At 64.8% G+C, this 25,180-nt stretch carries 19 protein-coding genes and 1 pseudogene; 11 read left to right on the top strand and 9 right to left on the bottom strand.

What is annotated here, in order from left to right; translation table 11 throughout:
* Window positions 1-280: 280 nt before the first annotated feature.
* The 3 genes from PPGU16_RS10360 to PPGU16_RS10350 all read left to right on the top strand — a co-directional run bounded on the left by PPGU16_RS10360 (window position 281) and on the right by PPGU16_RS10350 (window position 3,574).
* Window positions 281-1,975, top strand: a complete 1,695-nt coding sequence (locus tag PPGU16_RS10360) for a methyl-accepting chemotaxis protein (RefSeq protein ID WP_243460531.1) — start codon at window positions 281-283, stop codon at window positions 1,973-1,975.
* 17 nt (window positions 1,976-1,992) lie between these two features.
* Complete coding sequence (locus tag PPGU16_RS10355; protein WP_224028005.1) at window positions 1,993-2,283, top strand: hypothetical protein; 291 nt, start codon at window positions 1,993-1,995, stop codon at window positions 2,281-2,283.
* 262 nt (window positions 2,284-2,545) lie between these two features.
* Window positions 2,546-3,574 (top strand): EAL domain-containing protein, encoded by a 1,029-nt coding sequence (locus tag PPGU16_RS10350; RefSeq protein WP_243460530.1) that lies wholly within the window; start codon window positions 2,546-2,548, stop codon window positions 3,572-3,574.
* 24 nt (window positions 3,575-3,598) lie between these two features.
* On the opposite strand, the gene PPGU16_RS10345 is transcribed toward PPGU16_RS10350, so the two are convergent.
* Window positions 3,599-4,453, bottom strand: a complete 855-nt coding sequence (locus tag PPGU16_RS10345) for a LysR substrate-binding domain-containing protein (protein ID WP_180719908.1) — start codon at window positions 4,451-4,453, stop codon at window positions 3,599-3,601.
* 145 nt (window positions 4,454-4,598) lie between these two features.
* Between PPGU16_RS10345 and PPGU16_RS10340 the strand changes: the two genes are divergently transcribed.
* Both PPGU16_RS10340 and PPGU16_RS10335 read left to right on the top strand, forming a co-directional pair.
* The gene (locus PPGU16_RS10340; protein ID WP_180719907.1) at window positions 4,599-5,822 is read left to right on the top strand and encodes an aspartate aminotransferase type Ic; all 1,224 of its coding nucleotides are present in this window, start codon (window positions 4,599-4,601) and stop codon (window positions 5,820-5,822) included.
* Window positions 5,823-5,937: 115 nt separating this feature from the next.
* Window positions 5,938-7,326, top strand: coding sequence for a DHA2 family efflux MFS transporter permease subunit (locus tag PPGU16_RS10335; RefSeq protein WP_180719906.1), 1,389 nt, complete (start codon window positions 5,938-5,940; stop codon window positions 7,324-7,326).
* Between the two features lie 28 nt (window positions 7,327-7,354).
* On the opposite strand, the gene PPGU16_RS10330 is transcribed toward PPGU16_RS10335, so the two are convergent.
* Window positions 7,355-7,903, bottom strand: coding sequence for a hypothetical protein (locus tag PPGU16_RS10330; RefSeq protein WP_180719905.1), 549 nt, complete (start codon window positions 7,901-7,903; stop codon window positions 7,355-7,357).
* Between the two features lie 109 nt (window positions 7,904-8,012).
* On the opposite strand from PPGU16_RS10330, the gene PPGU16_RS10325 reads away from it, so the two are divergent.
* Together PPGU16_RS10325 and PPGU16_RS10320 are read left to right on the top strand one after the other, a co-directional pair.
* Entirely contained in the window at window positions 8,013-8,951 is a 939-nt protein-coding gene (locus tag PPGU16_RS10325) for a helix-turn-helix transcriptional regulator (RefSeq protein WP_180719904.1), read from the top strand.
* A pseudogene (locus tag PPGU16_RS10320) lies at window positions 8,948-10,841 on the top strand (DUF3857 domain-containing transglutaminase family protein). The gene PPGU16_RS10325 and the pseudogene PPGU16_RS10320 overlap by 4 nt, the downstream one beginning before the upstream one ends.
* Window positions 10,842-11,763: 922 nt before the next feature.
* On the opposite strand, the gene PPGU16_RS10315 reads toward PPGU16_RS10320, so the two are convergent.
* From PPGU16_RS10315 to glgC, 5 genes are all read right to left on the bottom strand, one after another.
* Entirely contained in the window at window positions 11,764-12,918 is a 1,155-nt protein-coding gene (locus PPGU16_RS10315) for a branched-chain amino acid ABC transporter substrate-binding protein (RefSeq protein ID WP_180719903.1), read from the bottom strand.
* Window positions 12,919-13,446: 528 nt separating this feature from the next.
* Window positions 13,447-13,908: a hypothetical protein gene (locus PPGU16_RS10310; protein ID WP_180719902.1), complete on the bottom strand. Its 462-nt coding sequence runs from the start codon at window positions 13,906-13,908 to the stop codon at window positions 13,447-13,449.
* Window positions 13,909-14,033: 125 nt separating this feature from the next.
* Entirely contained in the window at window positions 14,034-14,897 is an 864-nt protein-coding gene (gene pdxY / locus PPGU16_RS10305; RefSeq protein ID WP_180719901.1) for a pyridoxal kinase PdxY, read from the bottom strand.
* A gap of 261 nt (window positions 14,898-15,158) precedes the next feature.
* Window positions 15,159-16,619 (bottom strand): glycogen synthase GlgA, encoded by a 1,461-nt coding sequence (glgA, locus tag PPGU16_RS10300; RefSeq protein ID WP_180719900.1) that lies wholly within the window; start codon window positions 16,617-16,619, stop codon window positions 15,159-15,161.
* Window positions 16,620-16,805: 186 nt separating this feature from the next.
* A complete protein-coding gene (glgC, locus tag PPGU16_RS10295) occupies window positions 16,806-18,080 on the bottom strand; it encodes a glucose-1-phosphate adenylyltransferase (RefSeq protein WP_180719899.1) in 1,275 nt (424 codons plus the stop codon).
* 547 nt (window positions 18,081-18,627) lie between these two features.
* Here glgC and PPGU16_RS10290 point away from each other — a divergent pair.
* Window positions 18,628-19,653, top strand: coding sequence for an alpha/beta fold hydrolase (locus PPGU16_RS10290; RefSeq protein WP_180722598.1), 1,026 nt, complete (start codon window positions 18,628-18,630; stop codon window positions 19,651-19,653).
* A gap of 100 nt (window positions 19,654-19,753) precedes the next feature.
* Here the strand turns inward: PPGU16_RS10290 and PPGU16_RS10285 are convergent, their stop codons facing one another.
* A complete protein-coding gene (locus tag PPGU16_RS10285; protein WP_180719898.1) occupies window positions 19,754-20,746 on the bottom strand; it encodes an LLM class flavin-dependent oxidoreductase in 993 nt (330 codons plus the stop codon).
* A 945-nt stretch (window positions 20,747-21,691) separates the two neighbouring features.
* On the opposite strand from PPGU16_RS10285, the gene PPGU16_RS10280 reads away from it, so the two are divergent.
* Together PPGU16_RS10280 and PPGU16_RS10275 are read left to right on the top strand one after the other, a co-directional pair.
* Window positions 21,692-22,261, top strand: coding sequence for a hypothetical protein (locus PPGU16_RS10280; protein ID WP_434064395.1), 570 nt, complete (start codon window positions 21,692-21,694; stop codon window positions 22,259-22,261).
* A 123-nt stretch (window positions 22,262-22,384) separates the two neighbouring features.
* Window positions 22,385-23,428: a patatin-like phospholipase family protein gene (locus tag PPGU16_RS10275; protein ID WP_180719897.1), complete on the top strand. Its 1,044-nt coding sequence runs from the start codon at window positions 22,385-22,387 to the stop codon at window positions 23,426-23,428.
* A gap of 19 nt (window positions 23,429-23,447) precedes the next feature.
* Here PPGU16_RS10275 and PPGU16_RS10270 read toward each other — a convergent pair whose 3' ends face one another.
* Complete coding sequence (locus tag PPGU16_RS10270) at window positions 23,448-24,056, bottom strand: class I SAM-dependent methyltransferase (RefSeq protein ID WP_180719896.1); 609 nt, start codon at window positions 24,054-24,056, stop codon at window positions 23,448-23,450.
* Between the two features lie 410 nt (window positions 24,057-24,466).
* Here PPGU16_RS10270 and PPGU16_RS10265 point away from each other — a divergent pair, with 410 nt between their 5' ends.
* Window positions 24,467-25,156, top strand: coding sequence for an ABC transporter permease (locus PPGU16_RS10265; RefSeq protein ID WP_054930207.1), 690 nt, complete (start codon window positions 24,467-24,469; stop codon window positions 25,154-25,156).
* Window positions 25,157-25,180: the final 24 nt, after the last annotated feature.

The following is a 25,180-nucleotide window of genomic DNA, read 5'->3' as shown; positions in this document are numbered from 1 at the left end:
GCTAAATAATAATATGAAGGCATCCTAAGAATAAGGATGTTCTTATGCGTATCTTGACGTTGACATCCATCATTGCCCCGCATACCAGGCGAACCTTAGGATCGCAGTGAACTTGTAGCCCCGAGTGACGCATGTCGTTCGTTGCGGCTCGATCGATACGAGAACGCGACCTGAGAAGACGCGTTCCGCGATGGCAGCGCGATACGCGCGCGCCGTCTTCCTCTTGAATCGCGAGGCGTGGCAGGTGAGCCGCCCGAGCGCCATCCTCCGGCAAAATGGAATGACTCAGTTTCTTCAAACGATCCGCTTCAGGATCATCGCGGCGTTTGCCGTGGTTACTCTGGCACTGGTTGGCAATGCGCTGTACGGCATGCGTGCTGTCAAAACGATGAGCGAGAACATGCAGACCGCCTACACGGGCAATCTGATTCCCGTCACGCAACTCGCGCTGTTTCGCATCCACGAGATCGAGATCCGCCGTCTGCTGTGGCAGACGCTCGTGACGCAGGACAAGGACAACCTGCGGCGGGTGCGCGAACTGCTGGCAGCAATGGAGTCATGCTGGGCGCAATATTATTCGGCCGGTATCAGCAGCGTCGATGAGCAGGCGATCGCCGACAGGATTCACGCTGAGGCCAGCACCTTCAAGTCGATGATCGATCAGGAGGTCGCGCAGATCGAAAAGGGCGAGGTGGCGGGCGCGATCGAGTTCCAGCGCAATAGCGTGGTGCGCGTGGCCGAGGCGCTCAATTCGCTGATTCAGCAGGACATGGACCTGAACCAGGCTCAGGCCAGAGACTTCACGAGCGATAGCGAGCGCTCGTCGAAGCAGATGTTCTGGATCGCGCTCGGCATGCTCGCGGCCAGCGCGCTCGTGTGTCTCGGCGCGACGGTATATCTGTCGAAGGCGATCACGCGCCCGTTGAAGCGCTCCGTCGATATCGCCAACGACATCGCGGACGGCCGTCTTGACCGTCCGATCACCGTCGACGCGAAAGGCGAGTTCGGCTCGCTGCTCGACGCGATGAAGCGCATGAGCGGCCAGCTGGCGGATACCGTGTGCCGCATCAAGACGTCGAGCGATTCGGTGACGGTGGCCTCGCGCGAGATCGCGGCGGGCAACATGGAGCTGTCGTCGCGTACGGAAGAGCAGGCGGCGTCCGTCGAAGAGACGGCCGCGACGATGACGGAGCTGGCCGAAACGGTGAAGCAGAACGCCGACAACGCACGCCAGGCCAATTCGCTGTCGTCGAACGCACGCTCGATGGCCGATGCAAGCAACGATGCCGTGCAGGCGATGGTGCGCACGATCGGCAACATCAGCGAGCGCTCCGCGAAGATCGCCGATATTACGACGCTGATAGAAGGCATTGCGTTCCAGACCAACATCCTCGCGCTGAACGCGGCCGTCGAAGCGGCGCGCGCGGGGGAGCAGGGGCGCGGCTTCGCCGTCGTCGCGGGCGAGGTGCGCTCGCTCGCGCAACGGTCGTCGTCGGCTGCGAAGGAAATCAAGGACCTGATCGAATCGTCGACGGCGCTCGTCGAGGACGGCTCGCGCCAGGCCGACGAAGTCGGCGCGACGATGGGCCAGGTGATGCGCGCGATCAAGCAGGTGTCGGATATCGTCGGTGAAATTTCGGCGGCGTCGGAAGAGCAGAGTCAGGGCATCGGGCAGATGAGCCAGGCCATCAGCCAGATCGACACGGTCACGCAGCAGAACGCGGCGCTCGTCGAGCAGTCGGCGGCAGCGGCGCAGGCGCTCGAAGAGCAGGCCATGCAGATGACGGGCGCGATCGCCGTCTTCAGGCTCGCCGATGCACCCGGCGCCGCGCCTGCGTTGATGTTGCCGCGCGCCGTGCGCGCACCCGTGGCTGCCGCGAAGCACGCACGGGCTGCGCGCCGCGTCGAGCCCGCTGCGAAGACCGTGGCGGCAAAAGGGAGCGTGTCTGCCGATAGCGACTGGGAGTCGTTTTGAGCGCCATGGACCCATCGATGCAAACTCACCGTGCCGCATGCGGCGGCGACGGGCATTGCGCAGACTCAGACTCGTCGGTCGATCTGCTCACGCAGCTTTCGTCGCTGCAAAGCGATGGGCTGATCGAGTATGGGGCGCGGCTGATCGTGGTTGGCGAGTTGCTGGAGGCGATTCTCGTCAGTCTGCGTCCGGAGATGCGTGCCGACGTCAGGACAGCGTTCGGCACACGCATCGCCTTTCGAGGGCGGGAAAAAACGGACTCCGCAGCCGGGGAACCGCGGAGCCCGAAGAGACGTGGCGCACTGTGAGATGTTGCGCGCTCGCCCCGTCGACTATGAGCTAGCCGATAAACGGATTGTCGGCACTGTGTCTGCCGAGGGCATTGATATTGGTCAGCGTCTGCGAGCTAGCGCAATCATTGGTCGACAGGCAGACGTGATTGCATGGCATTCCATATCGATGTACTCGCCTCGCCGGCCCACACCACGCACGAGCTGACGTGCACACATGCTTCTCCAATATTTCGGCCAGACCATTATGAGCAGATCAACGTCAACCGGCTCCAGTGCGGTGCCCCGCCCAGTGCATGGGCGATGGGTCGACATGCTGCGCGCGGGCGCGTTGTGCATGCACTATCAGCCGCTGCTCGACCTGCGCGCCGGTCGCGTGACGAAGGTCGAAGCGCTCGCCCGTCTGCGCGACGGCGACGCGCTGATCGCGCCATGCCAGTTTCTGCCGTCGCTGTGCAGCAACGGCCATCTCGATCTGTATATGCGCGGCCTCGCGCAGGTGCTGGCGCAGCGCAACGCGTGGCGGCGTGTCGGCATCGATATCGTCGTGTCCGTCAATCTGCCGCCCGCCGCGCTCGGCGATCCGCGCTACTTCGACGCGACGCGCGCTGCGTTCGATGAATTCGGCTGCGAGGCGGGCGAACTGATGCTCGAAATCCTGGAGTCCGGCGCGCTGCCGTACGGCGTCGAGCTCGACGAGCGGATCGCGGGCTACAAGACGCTCGGCGTCGACCTCGCGCAGGACGACCTCGGCACGGGGCACAGCAGCCTGAGCCGGCTGCGCGAGCTACCGTTCGACTGCGTGAAGATCGATCGCAGCATCGCGGATCTGCAGGATCACGACGCCGCCGACGTGCTGCCGTTCATCCATCATCTGACGCGGCTCGGGCAGGCGCTCGGCAAGGCGGTGGTGGTCGAGGGCGTCGAGGATCCGGCGCTGCTCGATGCACTGCGGATCTTCGGCGTCGATCTCGCGCAGGGCTACGGCATTGCGCGTCCGATGCCGGGCGACGATCTGCCCGACTGGATCGCGCAGACGCATTTCGAACCGCAGTGCGCAGCGCGAGCGAACCGCTACGCGCGGCTCGCGGACCTGATGGTGTGGGAAGAGTGCATGCTCGCCGACGCGCATCTACGCACGGTGCGCGCCACGGAAGCGCCTGATTTGCAGATCGTCAACGATTCACGTCATCCCGACGCTGGCCCCAGCGCACGGGCTCGCGATAGCTTGCTCGACGCGGCGCGGCATTCGGGCGTGCATAGCGGCGCGTATCGTGCGGCGCGGCAACGGTTGATCGCGGCGATGTAAAGCGCTCGCGCGCCGCGCAGCGGCTCAGTCGCGCAGTTCGCTGAGGATCTGCTCGGCCAGATAGTCGCACGGCGGCCGGTTCGAGCGCGCGCTGCGCGCGAGGATGATCTCCAGTTCCGGCAGCTTCGGCAGCCCGTGCTGACGGCCGAGCGTGACGAAGCGTTCGGGCACCGCGCAGCGCGCCAGCGGCGCGACCGCGAGGCCCGCGTCGACCATGCTGAACAGGCCCATCAGGCTCGGGCTTTCATACGAGGTGCGATACGTGATCTTCGCGCGTTCCAGCGCCTGAATCGCGTTCGCGCGCGCGACGCTGCCCACGCCGAACAGCGCGACAGGCAGCGGGCGTTCCTTCCACACTTCGCGTCCCGCCGTGGACGTGCCCGCCCACACCATCGGCTCGAGCCGGATGAACTCGCCCGCGAAGCCCTTCACGCGGGTCACGCAGGCGAGGTCGATCTTGTTGTCCTTCAGCAGCGGCGCGAGCGCGTTGCTCGGCAGGCCGACCACCTGGATCTCGACCTTCGGATAGGTCGCCGAGAAGTTGCGCAGCACCGACGGCAGCAGCGACGACGCGTAGTCGTCCGGTACGCCGATCGCCACGCGGCCTTTCACCTCAGGATGCACGACGGATGCCCATGCTTCGTCGCGCAGCGCAAGCATGCGGCGCGCGTAGCTGAGCATGACCTGGCCGTCCTGCGTGAGCGTCACGCTGCGCGGGCCGCGCACGAACAGCGGCTTGCCGAGCGCGGTTTCGAGCGAACGGATCTGCATGCTCAGCGCGGACTGCGAGCGATGCACGAGCGCCGCGCCGCGCACGAAGCTGCCGGTGTCGGCGATGGCGACGAACATCGCGAGCACATCGAGATCGAGGGCTTTCATCCGCTTGCACCCCTTTGAAGTACGTATCAGAAATATTGATCGAAATGTTCAATATAACGCGTTTGTCTGAACTCAGGCACGGCGGCATACTCGCTTCATACACTGCGCTCGATACCTGACGCGAGCGTGCTCATCCGGGGACATCATGGCGACGCCTTCCACTTACGACGAATTCCGACAGCTTGCGATGCGGCTCGACATGTCGCGCGGCAAGCCGTCGCCCGAGCAACTCGACCTGTCGCGCGCGCTGCTCGACGAAGCGGGCACGGCCGGTTATGTGTCGCGCGACGGCATCGACTGCCGCAACTACGGGCACTTGCTGGGCTTGCCCGAGGCGCGTGAGTTCGGCGCACAACTGCTCGATGTCGATGTGGCACAGGTGGTGGCAGCGGGCAATTCGAGCCTGGAACTGATGCACGACGCGCTCGCCTTCGCGATGCTGCACGGCATGCCGGGGCAGGCGCCGTGGAGCAGGCAGGGCGAGGTGGCGTTCCTGTGCCCCGTGCCCGGCTACGACCGTCATTTCGCGATCTGCGAGGCGCTCGGCATCCGCATGATCCCCGTGCCGATGACGCAGGACGGCCCCGACATGGACGCCGTGGAAGCGCACGTCAAAGGCGATGCGTCGATCAAGGGCATCTGGTGCATGCCGCTCTACAGCAACCCGAGCGGCGCGATCTGGTCGCGCGAAACGGTCGAACGCCTCGCCGCGCTGCCTGCTGCCGCAAGCGACTTCCGGCTCTTCTGGGACGACGCGTACCGTTTCCATCATCTGACGGACACGCCCCATAGCACGCCCAACATCGCCGAATTGTGCGAGCGGGCGGGGCATGCGGACCGCGCGCTGGTATTCGCATCGCTGTCGAAGGTCACAGTGGCGGGCGGCGGCATTGCGTTTCTTGCGGCGTCGCAGCGCAATATCGGCTGGTGGCAAAAGCATATGAGCGTGCGCACGATCGGCCCGGACAAGCTGAACCAGTTGCGGCACGTGCGCTTCCTGCGTGACCGCGCAGGGCTCGAACGCCTGATGGCGAAGCATCGCGCGTTGCTGCGGCCGAAGTTCGACGCCGTAGTCTCGACTTTCGAAGCGCTGCTCGCCGATGTCCCCGGGGTGTCGTGGAACCGGCCGGAAGGCGGCTATTTCATCAGCCTGTACGTGCCAAAGGGTTATGCGAAACGCACCGTCGCGCTCGCGGCCGAAGCCGGTCTGGTGCTGACGCCGGCGGGTGCCGCGTATCCCTACGGACGCGACGACGAAGACCGGCACCTGCGCATCGCGCCGTCGTTCCCTTCGCTCGATGAAGTGACGCTCGCCGCGCGCGGCATCGCGCTGTCGTTGCGGCGTGCGCTGGAAGAAGACGCGCGCTGAAGGGCACCGTGCGCACAAGACGTGCCTCGTCAGGCCGTAGCGAGCGCAACAAACCGTAACACCGGGCGTGCAGCCGGACTCGCCATGGGCGGCCGTTTTGCGGTAAAAGAACAGGATGACCGACCGCGCCCGCATCATTCCGCTGATCGTTGCCTGTCCGCTGTTCCTGCAAAACCTCGATACGTCGATCATGGCGACCGCGCTGCCTTCCATCGCGCGTTCGCTCGGCGTCGAGGCGCTGCATCTGAATCTCGCGATCACTTCCTATCTGCTCAGTCTCGCCGTGTTTCTGCCGGCGAGCGGCTGGCTCGCCGACCGCTTCGGCGCGCGCCGCGTGTTCTGCTCGGCCATCGGGCTGTTTTCTGTCGCATCGGCGCTGTGCGGGATCGCAACCTCTCTCCCGCAACTCGTCGTGTTCCGGGTGCTGCAGGGCATGGGCGGCGCGATGATGGTGCCCGTCGGCCGGTTGATCCTGCTGCGCAGCGTGCCGCCTGCGCGGATGGTCGCGGCGATGGTGTGGTTCACGGTGCCGGGTGCGGTGGGGCGGCTTGCCGGCCCGCTGCTCGGCGGCGTGGTGGTGACGATCACGTCGTGGCGCTGGATCTTCCTGCTGAACGTGCCGTTCGGCGTGATCGGCGTGCTGTGCGCGCTCGCGTTCATCGACGACACGCATGAGCGCATCGACGAGCGTTTCGATCTGCCCGGTTTCGTGCTGCTGTCGACGGGCCTCGTGGGTCTTGTCGGCGGGCTGGATACGGCCGGGCGCGGGCTCGTGCCGCAATGGGTGACCTTCGCGTTCACGGGTACGGGCGCGCTGTCGATGCTGCTGTACTGGCTATATAGCCGCCGTCACGTCGATGCGATCATCGATCCCTTGCTGCTGCGCTACAAGGCGTACCGGACGGCCGTGCTCGGCGGCATGCCTTTGCGCATCGGCATAGGCGCATCTCCTTTCCTGATGCCATTGATGCTGCAACTGGGCTTCGGCCTGTCGCCGCTCACGTCGGGGTCGCTGAGCGTCGCGACGGCGGTCGGCTCGCTCGCCGTGCGCGGCGTGATGACCAAGGCGATTCAGCGCATCGGCTTTCGCACGCTGCTGATCGTCGCGACCTGCATGACGGGTTGTTTCTATGCGTGCTATGGGCTTTTCAAGCCGAGCACGCCGCATCTGCTGATCTTCTGCACGCTGCTGGCGGGCGGGCTGTTCAATTCGCTCGCGATGGTGACGCTCAACACGCTCGGCTACTCCGACATGCCGAAGCCGAAAATGAGCCGCGCCACAGCGCTCTCCGGCATGGCGCAGCAGCTCTCCGTGAGCCTCGGCGTCGCGTTCGGCGCGTCATTACTCGCGCTGACCGCGCATCTGCACGGCGGCAGCGCCGCGCATCTCACCGCGCGCGATTTCTCGCCCGCGTTCTTCGTCGTCGGCGCGGCCGTCCTGTGCTCGTTGTTCTTCTTCGTGAAGCTGTCGAAGGACGAGGGCGCGGAACTGCGGCAGGCCTAGTTCGCGCGAGCGGGGCGCCGCAAATGCGCTAGTCGCGCCTGCGTCGCGCGACGAATTCGCCTTCGAGATTCCACGTCACACCATCGGCGGCGAGCGCGACGCCTGTCCAGCGGAACGAATCGTCGGTGATGTCGGTGAAGTTCCAGCGGATCGGCGTGCCGTTCGCATGCGTGCCGATCTGCACGATATCGCGGCCGATCTTGCGGCCGATCAGTTCGTCGCGCTGGTTCTTGCCCGGGTTGATGTAGGTGACGCGCCACGCTTCGATCGAGGGGTCCCATACGCGCAGCGTCGTGCCGTACATGTCGAAACCGTCGTCGCTTCGCGCGCCGCGATCCGCGCGGCGCGGCATGATCCAGACATCCTGGACGGCGCGCCCTTCGAGCGCCCAGCCGAAGTGAATCTCGCCCGTCAGATGCCGCTCGCGCACGTCGACGCGATAGTGCAGCACGTCCATGTCCCAACTGCCGATGAGCCAGCCGTAGAGGTCGTCGGCGTCGTCGATGTCAGCCGCGCGGCCGGGCGCGGCAAGTGCTGCATGAAACCCGGCAGCGGGACCGTGATCCAATGCATTCATTGCGGGTTGCTCCGTATGCTGAACCTGGTTGAAAAGGGCGGTGAACGCGTGGCGCCTCGCTTGCCGCCGTTGTGATAAAACGAGCATACGGACCCGCCGAGGTGACATCTTGGGAAAAATTGCCGTCGATCTCGAAGCCGTGCTCGCACGCCGCGACAGGCTCGGCGTGTCCGGCAGCACGCAGATGCGCGCGCTGGCCGCGGGCGACGGCTGGTCGGTGATGGACGTGCTGTGCACCTTCGGCCCGCGTGACAGGCCGTTCGAGGAGCGGCACGCGGGCGTCTGCATCGCGATCGTGGCGGCGGGCGCATTCGGCTACCGGTCGGCCGCGGGGCGGGAACTGCTCACGCCGGGCTCGCTGCTGCTCGGCAATGCGGGCGAGTGCTTCGAATGCGGGCATCGGCATGCGCCCGGCGACCGCTGCGTATCGTTTCACTATCAGCCTGCGTACTTCGAGCAACTCGCCGCCGACGCGGGCTTTGCTCGCACCGATACATTGTTCCGGCATGGACGGATGCCGCCATTCCGCGCGTTTTCCGGCCTGATCGCGCGGGCGTGTGCCGGGGCGACGGAACGCGCGTCATGCACGGTATGGAACGAACTCGCTGTCGAACTGGCCGGGGCCACGCTGCGCGCGACACAAGCGGACGCAAAGCGGCGTGCTATTACGACGAGCGCGTCCGCATGGTCGCGCGTCACGCAGGCCGTGCGCCTGATCGACGAAACGCCCGATGCGCCGCATACGCTCGCGAGTCTCGCGCAGATGTGCGGACTATCCGACTTCTATTTTCTGCGCACGTTCCAGCGCGTCACGGGCGTGACGCCGCATCAATACGTGCTGCGCGCGCGCCTGCGCCATGCGGCACTGCGTCTTGCCGACGAGAGCACGAAGATCGTCGATATCGCGCTCGATAGCGGCTTCAACGACGTGTCCAATTTCAATCACGCGTTTCGCGTCGAATTCGGCATGAGCCCGCGCGTGTGGCGGATGCAGCGCGGCGCAGCTGCGATTCCTGTTGCGCCTCGCCACATGGTGCGCGAGGCATGAGCCGCCGCGTGCACCGCTTGCGCGCGGCGGCCGCATTGCCGCTGATCGTCTGCGCGTACGGCGCGGGCGCCGTGTACGGACAGGAGCGCGTTGCAGCCGACGACATTCCGCCATCGACGATCGAGCGCGACGTGCATCTGTTCGTCGTGCAAAAGGATGGATCGATCGAGGAACATGACGACACGGTCTTGCGCGCGAACACGACGAGCGGCGTCGACGATATCGCGCAGCGCTACGTGTGGTTCAACAAGGATATCGAGCAGGTGCAGTTGCTCGCGGCGGAGACGATCGATCCTAATGGCGTCACGCATCCCGTTGGCCCTGACGGCATTCGCGACGTGCAGGAGCCGCGCTCGGCGGGCGCACCGACCTTCCAGGACGGCGTATTGCGCACGGTGATCTTTCCGGGCGTCGAGCCGGGCTCGCGCGTGCATCTGGCGTTTCGCAAAACGCGGGCGTTGCCGTTGCAAGGCGGCACGTTCGCCTACTTCGTCGAGCCGACGCGGGGCCCCGTCGACATGCAGCAACTGATTTTCGACCTGCCCGCCGACGTCCCGCTGTACGCCGACGCGCGCGGCTACGTGGCGTTGCCGCCCGTGACGGAGAACGGCCGCACGCGTTACACGTTCGAGTATCGGCATGGGCCGTATGCGCCCATCGAGTCGGGTGCCGTCGGCTATGCGACGTGGGGCGACCGCCTGATGGTCTCGACGACACGGGACTTCGCATCGTTTGCCGAACGCTATCGGACGGCGGCGCTGGACCCGACGTGGCGCGATCCTGCCATCGCGCAGCTTGCGCAGGCACTGACGGCGCACACGGACGATCCGCGCGTGAAGGCGCAGATTCTGTACGACTGGGTGCGTCTGAACATTCGCTACGTCGCGCTTTTTCTTGGCGAGACGGCGGCCGTGCCGCACAAGGCGAGCGATGTCCTGCGCAACCGCTATGGCGACTGCAAGGACCACGTCGCGTTGTATGGCGCGATGCTCGCGGCCGTCGGCATCGACAGTCAGGCTGTGCTGCTGAACCTCGGGCCGGTCTACACGCTGCCCGATGTGCCGGGCTATGGCGCGAGCGCGATCAATCATGCGATCACGTGGATACCTTCGCTGAGCCTGTATGCGGATACGACGGCGGGCGGTGTCGGCTTCGGCTATCTGCCGCCGGGCGCGATGGACCGGCCGGTGCTGCTGGTCGACGATGGCGTGCTCGCGCGCACGCCCGCGACGCAGGAGCGCGGGCGCAACGTGCGGCTGGAGATCGATATCGACCGGACGGGCACGGCGGCCTTCACGTATCGCGTCGAGGACGTGGGGGTGTCGGCGGAACTGGAGCGCAACGTGTTTCGACGCGCGACGCGGCAGCGCTGGCAGCTGATTGCCGCTGATCGCTTGCGGCAGACGGGGTTGCATGGCATTGCGCGGATGCAGCCAGGCGACGTGACGCCGACCATGGGGCCGTTCACGACTTTCATGCAAGGAACGCTGGAGCATTTCACGTGGCCTGATGGCACGACGGCTTTGCCTGCGTTGACGAGTTTGTCGGGGGGGGATCGCGACGCAGGTGCAGGTGTGGCTCGCGGAGCCGGAGCGGACGCAGCCGTGGGTCTGTTTTGGCGGGGATTTCGATGAGGTTGCGCAGATTGCGTTGCCCGATAGTGTGCGCGTCACTGACATGCCGCAGGATGTCGTTGTGCGGGATCGGTTTTTTGATTATGAGTCTCGGTATGTGTTTGATTCCGCTACGCGGGTTTTGCAGATTTCGCGGCGGTTGCATGCCGGGTTTGGGCGTCAGGTGTGTAGTGCCGAGGAGTTTGCCCTGGCTCGGGCTTCGCTTGTCAGGATTGAGAGGGATGCGTTGGCGCAGATTGTTGTGAAGGCGAGGTAGTTTTTTTGTTGTCTTGCGATGCGGGGTGGTTTGCTTGTTTTTGCACTGGCATCCGCGTTTTGTTAGCGTGCTTCAAGCGTCGCCCCTGTGCGGGGCGGCACCTACTTTTCTTTGCCGCCGCAAAGAAAAGTAGGCAAAAGAAAGCGGCTCACACCGCCGGCCCGTGTGTTTATCCACGGGCTCCCAACGTCCCCACACGTCACACGGTAACGCGTTGTTCGTTGCCCGTTGCCAGCGCTTCGAATGAGCGCCACACCCGCTTCGAATACCCGTACTCGGACCAGCGACAGCGAATGGTATGTGCCGCCCAGGTGGCAAACGGTGTGTAGGTTGTCGCGTCGTATAGCGTGGCGCTCTTACAGCGTGGAACGCGTGCGCTATCGGTCCGAAGTGAGGCGGGTGGAGTACCTGGGCCGACACACAGTTTGCCACCTGGGCGGCCGTGGACTTTCTGTCACGGCGTGCTGTAGTGCGGAAGCGTGAGGCGGGTGAGGCGCACTGCAAGAGCGCTGGCAACGAACGTGGGTCACGTGGTTGCCGTGTGAAGCGTAAGACCCTGTGGGGGCCCTCAGGCAGGAACAAGAACTGGCGGTGTTAGCCGCTTTCTTTTGCCTACTTTTCTTTGCGGCGGCAAAGAAAAGTAGGTGCCGCCCCGCACAGGGGCGACGCCTGAAGCACGCTAACAATGCGCGGATGCCAGCGAAAACACAGGCAAACAACCCCGGCGTCGCAGACAACCCACAAGTAGGTGCCGCCCCGCACAGGGGCAACGCTAGCAGACCAAAGAGACAACGCGGATGCCAGCGCAAAGGCCAAAACACCCACCAACAAACACCCACGCCGCGCAGGCGAAAAGAAAGCACCTGCCAGCGGCACGCCAGGCAACCCACCCCCAGGCGCCGCCAGCAAAGCAACCTAAACCCTAAACCCCACTCTTGGTAACAACGGGCACCCAAACCCCATTCTTAACCTGATACAGGGTAGAAGCCGCGCTCTTCAACGCCCCCGTGCTATCGAACGAAATCGTCCCCGTCACCCCATCAAAACTGATCGACTTCAGCGCGGAGCGATACACCTTCGGGTCCGTCGACTTCGCCGTCTCCATCGCCTTGATCACGGCCCACGCCGCGTCATACCCGAACGGCGCATACGACAGAATGTCATCGCCAAACCGCTTCTTGAACTTCGCCGAGAAGTCCTTGCCACCCGGCAGCTGCGCGAGCGGACGGCCATATTCCCATGCCATCGCGCCTTCGGCCGCGTCGCCCGCAAGCTTGATGAACTCCGGGTCCTCGACACCGCCGCCACCCAGCAATTGCGCCGTCATCCCCAGCTGCTTCATCTTCTTCGCAATCGCAGCCGCCTGCGTATCGAGCCCGCCGAAGAAAATCAGATCGGCGTTGGTCGACTTGATCTTCGTGAGCTGCGTGCTGAAGTCGACGGCCGTGTTGCTCGTGAACTCGCGCGCGACGATGTTGCCGCCCGCCGCCTTCACCGCTTTCTCGAACTCGTCCGCTTCGCCCTGGCCGAACGCCGTGCGGTCGTCGATGATCGCAATGCGCTTGGCCTTGGTGGTCTTCACCGCGTACGTGCCCGCGTTGCCGGCGTTTTGCGCGTCGGTCGAGATCACCATGAAGGTGTTCGCAAAGCCGCGATTCGTGATGGTCGGGTTCGTCGCGGCCGGGTCGATCATCGGAATGCCAGCCTGCTCATAAATCTGAGAAGCAGGGATCGTCGTGCCCGAATTGAAATGGCCCACGATGCCCGACACGTTCTGGTCCACCAGTTTCTGCGCAGCCTGCACGCCGATGCGCGGGTCGGCCTGATCGTCCTCGGACACGAGTTCGAAGTGAGCGACCTTGTCGCCAATCTTGATCTTCTGCGCGTTGGCTTCCTCGAGGGCAAGCCGCACGCCGTTCTGCAGGTCTTTGCCGTAGCCCGCGTTGGCGCCCGTCATCGGCGCGGCAAAGCCGATTTTCACGGGCAGTTCGTCGGCGGCGAAACTGGCGAGCGGTGCGATGGACAGCACAGCGCCCAACATCACGGCAAACGGGTTCAGCGTCTTGCAAAAGCTCATGGTTTCTCCTTACATCGGCAGACAGGGATGGGAAAAACAGCCGGCTTGCAGTGCGCGCCGCGTGTGATTCGAAAGCGCGGCGCTGCCGGTCGGATTGCGCGATGCAGTGTGTCGACAGGTCTCCTTCTATGCGTATGCAAACATGCACGGACTCAAAACACGGACGAGATTACGGACGATGCAGCGTGCAAGGCAATGCTGGAAAACACCAAAGCCAAAACCGCTGCGTGCCGTCTGCCGACGGACCGGGAATGTCGCGCAACCCGCGTGCTGCAGCCGATCCGTGGCGCGAATATAGAAAGCCAATATGCGTGCGTCTTGGCAGTTCGCGGCATGTTGGATGCGCATTTCAGCACAGCGCCGCCGCGCGTTTTTAAGCGTCGGCTGCGAAGAGGAAGAGGGATGTCGCGCAGGAGCGCGCGGAGGAGGGGCGCGTGATGTGCTTGCCGTGCCGCTCGATCGGGCACGTGTGAATCGCGCAGCGCCCGATGCCGGAAGCGCTGCGCGCAGCTGTTCAATGCGACGTGCTTACTGCTCGCCCTGCAGGCGCAACAGTTCTTCGCGCAGACGCAGCAGCGGTTCCTTCACGTCGTCTTCGGCCCATGTATCGAGGTCGTCGATTGCGCGGTGACAACCGTCGAGCACCACGTCGAGATCGACAGGGATGCCGTTGGCCAGCGCGAACTGGATGGTCTCCGCGAACTGCTGGCACTCGTCTTCGCCGTACGAGATGTCGAGGTTGTCCGCGATCACCTGGGCGATGTTGCTGCGCGCCTTGTCGTCGGGTGTGACCATATCGACGATGCCGCGCGCGACGGCGGGCGAATAGTACAGCGCAATATCGAGCCATTGCGCGGCGTCGAAATCCGCTTCGCCGAATTGCGCTTCGAAGAATTCGATCGCTTCCTGCTCGTGCATCTCGTCTGCGTCGACGCTGATGCACAACTCTTCAAACTGCTCTTCACGTTCGCTGCGGATAGTGCCGTCCATCGATGCCTCTCTTGCCAGTCAACCAGTGCCAATAAAAAATGCCGCGCGTTTTACGGCGCGGCACGCATTATAGGACGTCGGGCTGACGCAGGCGTGTCGCGTGCCCGCTGCGTGACGCCCGCGGTTCAGGCGGACTCGACCACCCACGCATCGAACCATTCCCGTGGACGGGCAATTTCATCCTGCGCGGCGATGATTTCCAGCTCATAGCGCCCCGCATCCCACGTCGCGTGCACGACGGCATTCACGGCGGCGACCGTATGTTCGAAGGCGCTGCGCACCGAGTCGCCGAGCAGCGTGCGCGCGACGAATACCGCGCTCGTCAGATCGCCGACGCCTACCGGCTGCCGCGCGAACGGATAAAGCGGTCGTTGCCCCATCCACGCTTCGCGCTCCGTGACGACGAGCATGTTGAAGCGGTCGGCGAGGCTGTTGCGATCGAGCAGATGTTTGACGAGCATCATCTTCGGCCCGCGCTCCATCACCTCGCGGCACGCCGCGACGGCTTCCTCGACGGTCTCGATCTCGCGCCCGACGAGCCGTTGCAGTTCGCTATGGTTCGGACACATCACGTCGGACACTTCGGGCATCGTCCGCACCAGAAACTCCTGGATGCCCGGCTCGACGCGGCAGCCCGTCGTCGTGCCCATCACCGGGTCGCAGAAATAGCGCGCATGCGGGTTCGCCGCCTTCACGGCGCGCACGATCTCGATCACCGACTGCGCCTGCTCCGGTGTACCGAGATAGCCCGACAGCACGGCGTCGCAGCGCGGCAGCACGCCGATCGCACCAATGCCTTCGACGAGCGCGAGCATCTGCGACGCATCGATCGCGCTGCCTTCCCAATGTCCGTACTGCGTATGGTTCGAGAACTGCACCGTGTTGAGCGGCCACACATTGACGCCAAGACGCCGCATCGGGAACACCGAGGCGCTATTGCCCGCGTGCCCGAATACGACGTGCGACTGGATGCTCAGAACGTTTTTCATGTCGAACCGATACGGCGCGGGAAGGGCGCCGGAAGAAAAATGCGCAACGGATGGGCGAGCTTCGATGCACCGCTTTGGCGCGGCGAACCACGAACGACGAGCGACGGCGCGTCGCCGACGGGCGCGTCACGCCCTGTTCGTCACAAGATACATGAGTTTTCGCGTGCCGGAATCGCTCCGGCCCCGTCATGTTGCGCCGAACCATCAATGCGCAAGCGGATGTTGCGCAAGATCATGTGGCGCACTGACCCGCTGATCCGCTCACACCAGCTCGCGATAGAGCGCGAGATAGCGTTCCGCCGATGCGCCCCAGCCGAAGTCCTGACGCATCGCGCGGCGCTGCGTGGCTTTCCAGTCGGTGCGCCGCGCATACAGCGCGAATGCGCGGCGGATCGCCGCCGTGAGCGCTTCGGGCTCGAAGCGCTCGAACACGAAGCCGGTCGCCAGATCGTCGGCGATGTTCTCCAGCGACGCATCGACGACGGTATCGGCGAGACCGCCCACGCGATGCACGAGCGGCAGCGACCCATATGCAAGCGCATAGAGCTGCGTCAGGCCGCAGGGCTCGAAACGCGACGGCACGGCAATCACGTCGCTGCCTGCGACGATCTGATGGGCGAGCGTCTCGTCGAAGCCGAGTTCGACGGCGACGCTCTCGGGATGCGCTTGCGCGACGAGCTGCAAGCCGTTTTCGAGCGCCGGGTCGCCCGTGCCGAACACGACCAGTTGCCCGCCGCGCTTGATGATTTCGGGCAGCGCCGCGAGCAGCAGATCGAGGCCTTTCTGTTCGGTCAGCCGGCTCACGACGCCGAACAGCAGCGCGTCGCTTTTCTGCGCGAGATGGAAACGCTCCTGCAGTGCCGTCTTGCACGCGCGCTTGCCGGCCAGGCGCGTGTCCGTGTAGTGCGCGGCGATCAGCGAGTCGGTGGTGGGCTGCCAGACCGTATAGTCGACGCCGTTCAGAATGCCCGACAGATCGTGCGAGCGCTGGCTCAACAGCCCGTCCAGGCCGCCGCCCTGCGCAAGCGTCTGGATTTCGCGCGCATAGGTCGGGCTGACGGTCGTGATGCGGTCGCTGTAGAACAGGCCCGCTTTCAGGAACGACATCTGTCCGTAGAACTCGACGCCGCTCATATGGAAGAAGTCGGCGGGCAGGCCGAGCTGGCCGAACTGATGCGACGGGAAGACGCCCTGATACGCGAGGTTGTGGACGGTGAAGATCGTGCGCGCGGCGGGCTTGCCGTGTTCGCGTTCGGCCGCTTTCAGGTAGGCGGATGCGAGCCCCGCGTGCCAGTCGTGCGCGTGGACGATTTGCGGCGCCCATGTGGGGTCGAGATGCTGCGCGATTTGCGCCGCCGTCCAGCCGAGCATCGCGAAGCGTTGCGCGTTGTCGCCGTACGGCACGTGCTCGGCGTCGAGATACGGGTTGCCGCCGCGGTCATACAGCGTCTCCGCGCGGATCACGTAGACGACGAGTCCATTCGCGGGCAGCGTGCCGCGCGCCAGCGAGACGTTCGACGCGCCGAAGCGATCGCCGATCCGCGCGACGGGCTGCAGGTCCGACAGCCCGGCCACCACGGCGGGGAAGCCGGGCAGCAGCACGCGCGCGTCGGCACCCAGCTCGATCAGCGCGGGCGGCAGCGCGCCCACGACATCGGCGAGGCCGCCCGTTTTCAGAAGGGGATACAGCTCGCTTGCGACATGCAGCGCGCGGATCGTCATGGGCTTCAGTCCTGTTCGCTAGGTTTGCGGTGGATTTGCGCAGTGTCGTTTCCGCGCGTCGCATGGTGTATATCCGCACCGTGCAGCGCACGCATGACGGAGCTTGACGGAGCGCGGCAGAGCGCCGCGCACCGCGGTGCTTTGCCGCCTGCCAGCACCGTGCCTGCCGTGTCCGGCCGCCAGACGCTACCGCGCGGCCGCCGACTGCCGCTTGAGCGCCTCGGCCGTCACCAGCACGACGCCGCTGTCGGTCCGGTAGAAGCGTTCGCCGTCGCGCACTGGGTCTTCGCCGATCACGGTGCCGTCGGGAATCTGGCAGCCGCGGTCGATCACGACCTTGCGCAACCGGCAACTCGCGCCGATCGACACCTGCGGCAACAAGACTGCCTCAGCGATGTTACAGAACGAATTCACGACCACATTCGACGACAGCACCGAGCGCGAAATCTGCGATCCGGAGATCACGCAGCCGCCGCAAACGATCAGATTGGTGCCCGAGCCCTGCAGGCCGTTCAGGTCGCGCACGAACTTGGCGGGCGGCAGCTGTTCCTGATGCGTCCAGATCGGCCAGTTGCGGTCGTAGAGGTCGAGCGCGGGAATCGTCGAGGCCAGATCGAGATTCGCGGCCCAGTACGCGTCGATCGTGCCCACGTCGCGCCAGTAGGGCTCGACAGTCGGGTCCGACGACACGCACGACATGCTGAACGGATGCGCGATCGCCGTCCCCGACGTGACGACGCGCGGAATGATGTCCTTGCCGAAGTCGTGGTCGGTCGCGACGCTGCTGATGTTCTCCTCCAGCAGCGAGTACAGGTAGTCGGCGCTGAACACGTAGATGCCCATGCTGGCGAGCGCGATGTCGGGTCGGCCGGGCATCGCGGGCGGGTCGGCGGGCTTTTCGACGAAGCCCGTCACGTGGCGCTGCTCGTCGACATGCATCACGCCGAACGCCGTCGCTTCCATGCGCGGCACCTCGATACAGCCGACCGTGCAATCGGCGCCCGATTCGACGTGATCCATCACCATCCGCGTGTAGTCCATCTTGTAGATGTGATCGCCCGCCAGCACGACGACGTATTTCGGGCCGATCGAGCGGATGATGTCGAGGTTCTGGAATACGGCGTCGGCCGTGCCGCGATACCAGTGCGCGCCTTCGACGCGCTGCTGCGCCGGCCACAGGTCGATGAATTCGTTGAACTCGCCGCGCAGGAAGCCCCAGCCGCGCTGCACGTGCCGCAGCAGCGAGTGGGCCTTGTACTGCGTGACGACGGCAATGCGGCGGATGCCCGAGTTGAGGCAGTTGGACAGCGCGAAATCGATGATCCGGTATTTGCCGCCGAAGTGCACGGCGGGCTTCACGCGCTTGTTCGTCAGCGGCCCGAGGCGCGTGCCGCGTCCGCCTGCGAGGACGATGGCGAGTGTCGTGTGTTGCAGATCGTTGAGGCTTGCCGGCGAATCCATGTGCGTCTCCGTTTATGGGTGAGCCCTGGTGGAAGCTTTTCTTTGCCCCGGCGTTGCTATGTTTTTATCTGACGCTGTACGTTGTTCTTGTAGTCCCGTTCTTATGGCGACGGCTTCTGGCCTGGCCCTGAGCTGACGTTTGCAATGCATGTTCCCGCCAGCCAGCGATTAGTCTGGACCATGCGCCTGCCGCGCGCAACATGCCGCGTTCGCCATGCCACATTCGGTTCCCGCTCCAGCGGGGAAGGCGACTCATGGGGCGGTAGAAAAGGCGGCCTCGCCACGCCCGATGCCGGCTGGTCGGGCAATTTATGCCGGACGGGTCGCGCGCCGAGCGCGCGTGGGGAATTGAAACGGCTGTTTGATGCCGCGGATGCCGGTGCGTCAGGCGAGGGCGGTTGCACGCGGCGCTGCAAATGGGCCGCGACGCAGGCATCATGGCGGGCTCGTGCTTTCCTTGCTCCTGTCCTTGCCCTTGTCCTTCTCCGCCCACCTTATGACCATCCGTTCGTCCCTCGTCGCCGTTTCCCTGTCCGCCTGCGTCGCCATGCTGGGCCTCGATGCGTTCGCCGCCGATGCCGTCAATGCCGGCGCCGCGCCTGCGTCGAACGCACCCGCCGACGATGGTCCCGCGTACGGGCCCGAGTTGCAGGGTTTCAACTATCCCGCGCCCGTGCGGCAGTTCGAGTTCACGTCGCAGGGCGAGGCGCTGCACATGGCTTACATGGACATCGCGCCCGAGCATCCGAACGGCCGCACCGTCGTTCTGCTGCACGGCAAGAATTTTTGCGGCGCGACATGGGAAAGCACGATCGAGCGGCTGTCGACGGCGGGGTATCGCGTGATCGCGCCCGACCAGATCGGCTTTTGCAAGTCGAGCAAGCCGCGGCGCTACCAGTTCAGCTTTCAGCAGCTCGCGCGCAACACGCATGCGCTGCTCGAATCGATCGGCGTGAAGAACGCGACTATCGTCGGGCATTCGACGGGCGGCATGCTGGCCATCCGCTACGCGCTGATGTACCCGGCGCAGACGCAGCAACTGGTGCTCGTCAATCCCATCGGGCTGGAGGACTGGAAGGCGAAGGGCGTGCCGTCGCTGTCAGTCGACCAGTGGTACGAGCGCGAACTGAAGACGACGGCCGACGGCATACGCCGCTACGAGCAGGCGACTTACTACTCGGGCCAGTGGCGCAGCGATTTCGAGCCGTGGGTGCAGATGCTCGCGGGGATGTATCGCGGGCCGGGCAAGAAGGAAGTCGCGTGGGATTCGGCGCTGCTGTACGACATGATCTACACCCAGCCCGTCGTGTATGAACTTGGACTGCTGAAGATGCCGACGCTGCTGCTGATCGGTCAGAAGGATACGACGGCGATCGGCAAGGACGCCGCGGCGCCCGAGGTGCGCGCGAAGATCGGTCATTACCCGGAACTGGGCAAGTCGGCGGCGAAGGCGATTCCGCACGCGACGCTGGTCGAGTTCGCCGAACTCGGTCATGCGCCGCAGATGCAGGACCCGGCGGCGTTTCACAAGGCGTTGCTGGATGGGCTTGCCGCCGTGTCGGTGAAGAATTGAGCGAACGATGACGCGCTCGAAGCGAAGGCAGCAATGCGCCTTCGCTTCAGCCGGACGCGCGTGCTGGCGCGCTCCGGTGCGGTTGCCGGCGCTCTAAGGCTCAGGCGTCGCCGAGTTCGTCACGCACTTGCGCGCCGATTTCGAACGACCGCAGACGCGCCGCGTGATCGTAAATTTGCGCGGTGAGCATCAGCTCGTTGGCGCCCGTCTGCTGGATGATCGAGCGCAGGCCGTCGCGAACCGTCTCGCGATCGCCGATGACCGAGCACGCAAGCGAGTGCTGCACGCTGCTCAATTCCATCTCCGACACCGCAAGATGATCGACGGGCGGCTGCAACTGGCCCGGCGTGCCGCGTCGCAGATTGATGAACTGCTGCTGCAGCGACGTGAAGAGGCGGCGTGCCTCGTCGTTTGTGTCAGCGGCGAACAGGTTCACGCCGACCATCGCGTAAGGCTTGTCGAGCGTCTCCGACGGACGGAACTGCGCGCGATACACGTGCAGCGCCTGCATCATGTAGTCGGGCGCGAAGTGCGATGCGAACGCGAACGGCAGACCGAGCGCCGCCGCCAGCTGCGCGCTGAACAGGCTCGAGCCGAGCAACCACAACGGCACCTTCAGACCCGCGCCCGGCACGGCGCGCACGCGCTGACCCGGCACGGGATCGGCAAAGTAGCGCTGCAGTTCGACGACGTCGTCAGGGAACGAATCGGCGCTGCCTTGCAGATCGCGGCGCAGTGCACGGGCGGTAGTCTGGTCGGTGCCGGGCGCGCGGCCGAGGCCCAGATCGATACGCCCAGGAAACAGCGACGCCAGCGTGCCGAACTGCTCGGCGATCACGAGCGGCGCGTGATTCGGCAGCATCACGCCGCCCGAGCCGACGCGGATCGTCTTCGTGCCGCCCGCGACATGCGCGATCACGACCGACGTCGCCGCGCTCGCGATACCCGTCATGTTGTGATGCTCGGCGAGCCAGAAGCGCTTGTAGTCCCACTGCTCGGCATGTTGCGCGAGATCGAGCGAGTTACGGAATGCATCGGCCGCACTCGCGCCGGCCGTGATGGGAGAAAGGTCGAGAACGGAAAAGGGGATCATGGAATCGATGTGCGGCCAACTATCGTCTTTTGCAAGGACGAAGGTCTTTTGCAAGAACGAAGCGCAGGTCCGCGTGGCGTGCGGGAAAACGGGATTGTGCCAAAGCGCTCCCGTTCCTGCTGGCAGGCTGATCATGTCCCTGCCGGCAGCAGGGTCGGCGGTTGCGCGAAGCGGGAGCCGCGCCGGCAGCGATGCAGAAAACCCCTGAAAACAGGGCTCGAAATGCGTTGCCGGTTGCTTCGAGACGCTCCTGTGCGTGTGCCGTCGCACGGAATCGCACGCGCGCACGCGTTAATGTGTCACCGTCGCCGCCAACGACGCGGATCTGCGCAACGCATGCCTGCGTGACGAGACGGCGGCCTCCACGGACCTCGACGCCGGTCGGCCCCTCACGTCACGCGTAGGTCGGCTACGCAGTGCACACCCGGACGAACCGGGTCGGCCGGGTCAGCCGGGTGCAGGCTCGCGGCCCGGCGCGTCGGCGCGACGACTACACACGCATCACGCAACCATGAGGCTGGCGTGCCGACACTAAACGTTGGCCGCAGCACGCGAGATCGCCTGTGATTCGTCAGCCGATTCGGTGTAAACGCGCTCTCGCGCATTTTCGAACCTGACGCTAGATTGTCAGCACTTGCCGGATAGTCGAGGGGCCAGCGGCCGCTGTCGTTTGCGGTCGTCATAGCAGTGAAAATTGCGTCACGGCCAGAAGCACATGTGGCTTCTGGCCGAAACGCTTCCGATGTTCGCGGCATGCGCCGTCACGTTCCCATCCGCCAACCTTCCCCTGCGTTCGTCGAAAGTCACGTTTCTCGCGCACGAGAAATCTCGCGTAGCAATTCTTTAACTTTCCATACACATCTGCACAGCCATCGTTCGCGATCCGGCTGTCGACCGGGTTATGCTCTGTGTCGTTCACACGTTTGTCTTTGCCAGTTATCGAAGATGGTTAATCGCACCTCGTTGCGCAACATGATGCTTTCCGTGGCCATGGCAGGCGCGCTGTCCGCGCTCGCCGGCTGCGACGACCAGCAGAGCGAGCAAGCCGTGCAAAAGCTCAAGGAATTTTTCAACGCCGTCAAACCGGATGCGCTGCTTCTGAAGGGCCTCACACCCGGCGTCACGACGGAAGCGCAGATCCGCGACCAGATGGGCAAGCCCGAAACCGAGCGCCAGTTCACCGACGGCTCGAAGCGCTTCGAATATCCGCGCGGTCCGCAAGGCCTCAATACGTACATGGTCGACATCGGGCCGGACGGCACGTTGCAGGCGATCACGCAGGTGCTGACGGCAGCGAACTTCGCGAAGGTTCGCATCGGCATGACGGAAGACGAAGTGCGCCGTCTGCTCGGCAAGCCCGGCGAAGTGGCCGTTTATCCGCTCAAGCCCGAGACGGTATGGAGCTGGAAGTGGCGTGAAGGCGGCGTCACCCAGGAGGGCTTTTTCAACGTGCATTTCGACGTCAATCACATCGTCTACACGACCTCGCGCTCGGACGTGATTCGCGGGCACTGACGGAGGGCGGATAACCCGGGGTGGGCGGGGCGGTGGGAAGCGAACGCTAAAAGAAGGCCGACAACAAACGCCGCGCGCCACGGTCCAAGCAGAAAACGCCTGTAAACAAGGGAGAAAACAACAATGGCCACACGTAGGCGATACAAGCGCATCGGCCTCGTGCTCGGCGGCGGGGCCGCGCGCGGCTGGGCGCACATCGGTGCGATCCGGGCGTTGCACGACGCGGGCATCAAGCCGGATCTGGTAGCGGGCACGTCGATCGGCGCGCTGGTCGGCGCCGTCTATGCGAATGGCGATCTCGACTGGCTCGAAGAGTGGGTCACGGGACTCACGTGGCAGTCGGTCGTGCGTCTGCTCGATCTGCGGTTTTCGGGCGGGCTGCTCGGCGGCAGGAAAGTCATCCAGGTATTTGCGAACCGCTTCAACGGACGCGAGATCAGCCAGTTGCGGTTACCGTTCGCCGCCGTCGCGACGGAGCTCGATTCGGGCCGCGAGACATGGCTGCAGGACGGCGGCGTGGTCGATGCCGTGCGCGCGTCGATTGCGATTCCGGGCATTTTCACGCCGGTGCTGCACGAGGGCGTGTGGCTCGTCGACGGCGGGCTGTCGAACCCCGTGCCCGTGTCGGCTGCGCGCGGCATGCGGGCAGACTGCGTGATCGCCGTTGACCTGAACAACGACATTCTCAATGGCCGCGACTTCGGCGGCGCGGTGGTCGATCTGCCGCCCATGCCGACGGAAGAATCGATCGAGGCCGTCATCGAGCGGGCCGTCGAAGAGTCCGAGCCACTGCCGCTCGATCCCGATGCGCCGCCGCCCGTGATCGCGACGCCAGCGCCGCCCGTTCTGCTACGGCGCAACGGCAAGCCCTTTCCGGGCTGGCTGCAGCCTTCGCCCGAACAGCATTCACGCGATGTGCGCGTGGCGCCCGCGCCGAGCGCGCGCGTGCCGTCGATGCTCAGTTCGATCGCGCAAAGCATCGACATCATGCAGGTGCGGATCACGCGCAGCCGCCTCGCGGGCGAGCCGGCCGACATCCTGATCCAGCCGCGCCTCGCCGGCATGGGCATCTTCGACTTTCACCGCGCAGCGCCCGCGATTGCGGAAGGGCGCGCGGCCGTCGAGGCGATGCTGCCTGCGATCCGCGCGTGTCTCGGCATCGATTGAAACGCGATCCGATGCGCGCTCAGTCCTCGGAGCGCCTGGCCGCGATGATGCGGCACACGCGCTTGCCGGAGCTGGCGCTCGTCGTGTCGTCGGCGAACAGGATCACGCAACTGGTCAGCGCGTCCGTGACGAGCGACGGCTCGAACGCCGAGTAAAGCCGTCCATCCGGCTGGCGCGCGTCCGCGCCCTCCGTCACGCGCCACGACAGATACAGCATGCCGTTGGGCCGCAGGATGCGCACGAGATTGTCGACGGCATCGGTGATCGCGTCGACGGGCAGATGCATCAGCACGGTTTCGCAAACCACGTTGTCGAACGCTTCGTCGATCTCGGCGAGCGACGGCAGCGACGCCATGCGAAACGTGATCTGCGGATAGAGCCGCCGCGCTTCGTCGAGCAAACCCTCCGACGCATCGAAACCCGTCACGCGATACCCATGGTCCGCGAGCCACGCGGCATCGCGCCCGTTGCCGCAGCCGATATCGGCCGTCTTGCCCGTCGGCAGCAGATGGTTTTCCCATAGCGCGTACATGTCGTCGGGCGGCGGCTGGTCGCGCCATTCGCGTGAGTAACGGGCGGCGTCGCGGCTGTAGGCGTCGAGCGTCGTGGCATCGGGGCGAAGTGTCATGCGGCGATCCTTGTCGCGAAGCGTCGGGTGTCGAAAGGTTGAGGCAAGTCTAACGCGTGTGCATCCGGACGGCTTCGGTGGGAAGCGCCTGGCAGCATCGCGTCCTGCTGTCTTTCAGGGAAAGCCCCAATCGGCGCAGGTTTGCGAGCATGCGGGCGGCTTCACGCGTCTATCGAAAAAGCGACCGCAAACTTGCTAATTCGCGGCACACGCAACGCGCGCACCCTCTGCTTACAAACGGATAGCGCCCGCTATACCGGGCGTCCAACGCCCGCCGTGCGGCGCGTTCGCGAATGTTGCGATGCACAACAGGCGCATGTCCCGGTTTGAGCAAATTATTTTTGCTTGCGAGTATCCGCGCCATGCCGCAGTTCCTTGCGGCGCTCCGGATAACCTCAAAGGAGACACGCGTGTTCTTATATGGCTTTGGCCCGGTGCTCCTCGACGGCACGATCAAGACGATCGAGTTGTCGGTTCTGTCTCTGGCGACGGCCGTCGTTCTCGGCCTGATCGGCGCGGCGGCCAAGCTGTCGCTCAACCGGCCGATGCGCGCCATCGCGACGGGCTACACGACGCTGATCCGCTCGGTGCCCGATCTCGTGCTGATGCTGTTGCTGTTCTACAGCATCCAGATCGCCGTCAACAACCTGACCGACGCGTTGAACCTGCCGCAATTCGACATCGACCCGTTCGTCGCCGGCGTGCTCACGCTCGGCTTCATTTACGGCGCGTACTTCACCGAGACGTTTCGCGGCGCGTTTCTCGCCGTGCCTCGAGGCCAGCTGGAAGCGGGCGCGGCGTACGGCATGAGCGGGGCGCGCGTGTTCGCCCGCATCCTGTTCCCGCAGATGATGCGCTTCGCGCTGCCGGGCATCGGCAACAACTGGCAGGTGCTCGTGAAGGCGACGGCGCTGGTGTCGATCATCGGACTCGCGGATGTCGTCAAGGCCGCGCAGGACGCTGGCAAGAGCACATTCAACATGTTCTTCTTCATCCTCGTTGCCGCGGCGATCTATCTGGCCATCACGACCGTGTCGAACCTCGTGCTGATCTGGCTGGAGAAGCGCTATTCGATCGGCGTTCGACACGCCGAACTCTAATTCGCGCCACGCGCAGGAGACGAC

It is taken from the genome of Paraburkholderia largidicola, assembly GCF_013426895.1.
Classification (GTDB): domain Bacteria; phylum Pseudomonadota; class Gammaproteobacteria; order Burkholderiales; family Burkholderiaceae; genus Paraburkholderia; species Paraburkholderia largidicola.
The sequence above is the reverse complement of the archived record's forward strand: the minus strand, read 5'-3'. Positions and strand labels throughout refer to the sequence as shown.

Excerpts from the sequence above, each read along its gene's own strand:
- PPGU16_RS10360 (WP_243460531.1), top strand. The coding sequence starts at position 281 with ATGACTCAGTTTCTTCAAACGATCCGCTTCAGGATCATCGCGGCGTTT.
- PPGU16_RS10355 (WP_224028005.1), top strand. The coding sequence starts at position 1,993 with ATGCAAACTCACCGTGCCGCATGCGGCGGCGACGGGCATTGCGCAGAC.
- PPGU16_RS10345 (WP_180719908.1), bottom strand. The coding sequence starts at position 4,453 with ATGAAAGCCCTCGATCTCGATGTGCTCGCGATGTTCGTCGCCATCGCC.
- PPGU16_RS10340 (WP_180719907.1), top strand. The coding sequence starts at position 4,599 with ATGGCGACGCCTTCCACTTACGACGAATTCCGACAGCTTGCGATGCGG.
- PPGU16_RS10335 (WP_180719906.1), top strand. The coding sequence starts at position 5,938 with ATGACCGACCGCGCCCGCATCATTCCGCTGATCGTTGCCTGTCCGCTG.
- PPGU16_RS10330 (WP_180719905.1), bottom strand. The coding sequence starts at position 7,903 with ATGAATGCATTGGATCACGGTCCCGCTGCCGGGTTTCATGCAGCACTT.
- PPGU16_RS10315 (WP_180719903.1), bottom strand. The coding sequence starts at position 12,918 with ATGAGCTTTTGCAAGACGCTGAACCCGTTTGCCGTGATGTTGGGCGCT.
- PPGU16_RS10310 (WP_180719902.1), bottom strand. The coding sequence starts at position 13,908 with ATGGACGGCACTATCCGCAGCGAACGTGAAGAGCAGTTTGAAGAGTTG.
- pdxY (WP_180719901.1), bottom strand. The coding sequence starts at position 14,897 with ATGAAAAACGTTCTGAGCATCCAGTCGCACGTCGTATTCGGGCACGCG.
- glgA (WP_180719900.1), bottom strand. The coding sequence starts at position 16,619 with ATGACGATCCGCGCGCTGCATGTCGCAAGCGAGCTGTATCCCCTTCTG.
- glgC (WP_180719899.1), bottom strand. The coding sequence starts at position 18,080 with ATGGATTCGCCGGCAAGCCTCAACGATCTGCAACACACGACACTCGCC.
- PPGU16_RS10290 (WP_180722598.1), top strand. The coding sequence starts at position 18,628 with ATGCTGGGCCTCGATGCGTTCGCCGCCGATGCCGTCAATGCCGGCGCC.
- PPGU16_RS10285 (WP_180719898.1), bottom strand. The coding sequence starts at position 20,746 with ATGATCCCCTTTTCCGTTCTCGACCTTTCTCCCATCACGGCCGGCGCG.
- PPGU16_RS10280 (WP_434064395.1), top strand. The coding sequence starts at position 21,692 with ATGGTTAATCGCACCTCGTTGCGCAACATGATGCTTTCCGTGGCCATG.
- PPGU16_RS10275 (WP_180719897.1), top strand. The coding sequence starts at position 22,385 with ATGGCCACACGTAGGCGATACAAGCGCATCGGCCTCGTGCTCGGCGGC.
- PPGU16_RS10270 (WP_180719896.1), bottom strand. The coding sequence starts at position 24,056 with ATGACACTTCGCCCCGATGCCACGACGCTCGACGCCTACAGCCGCGAC.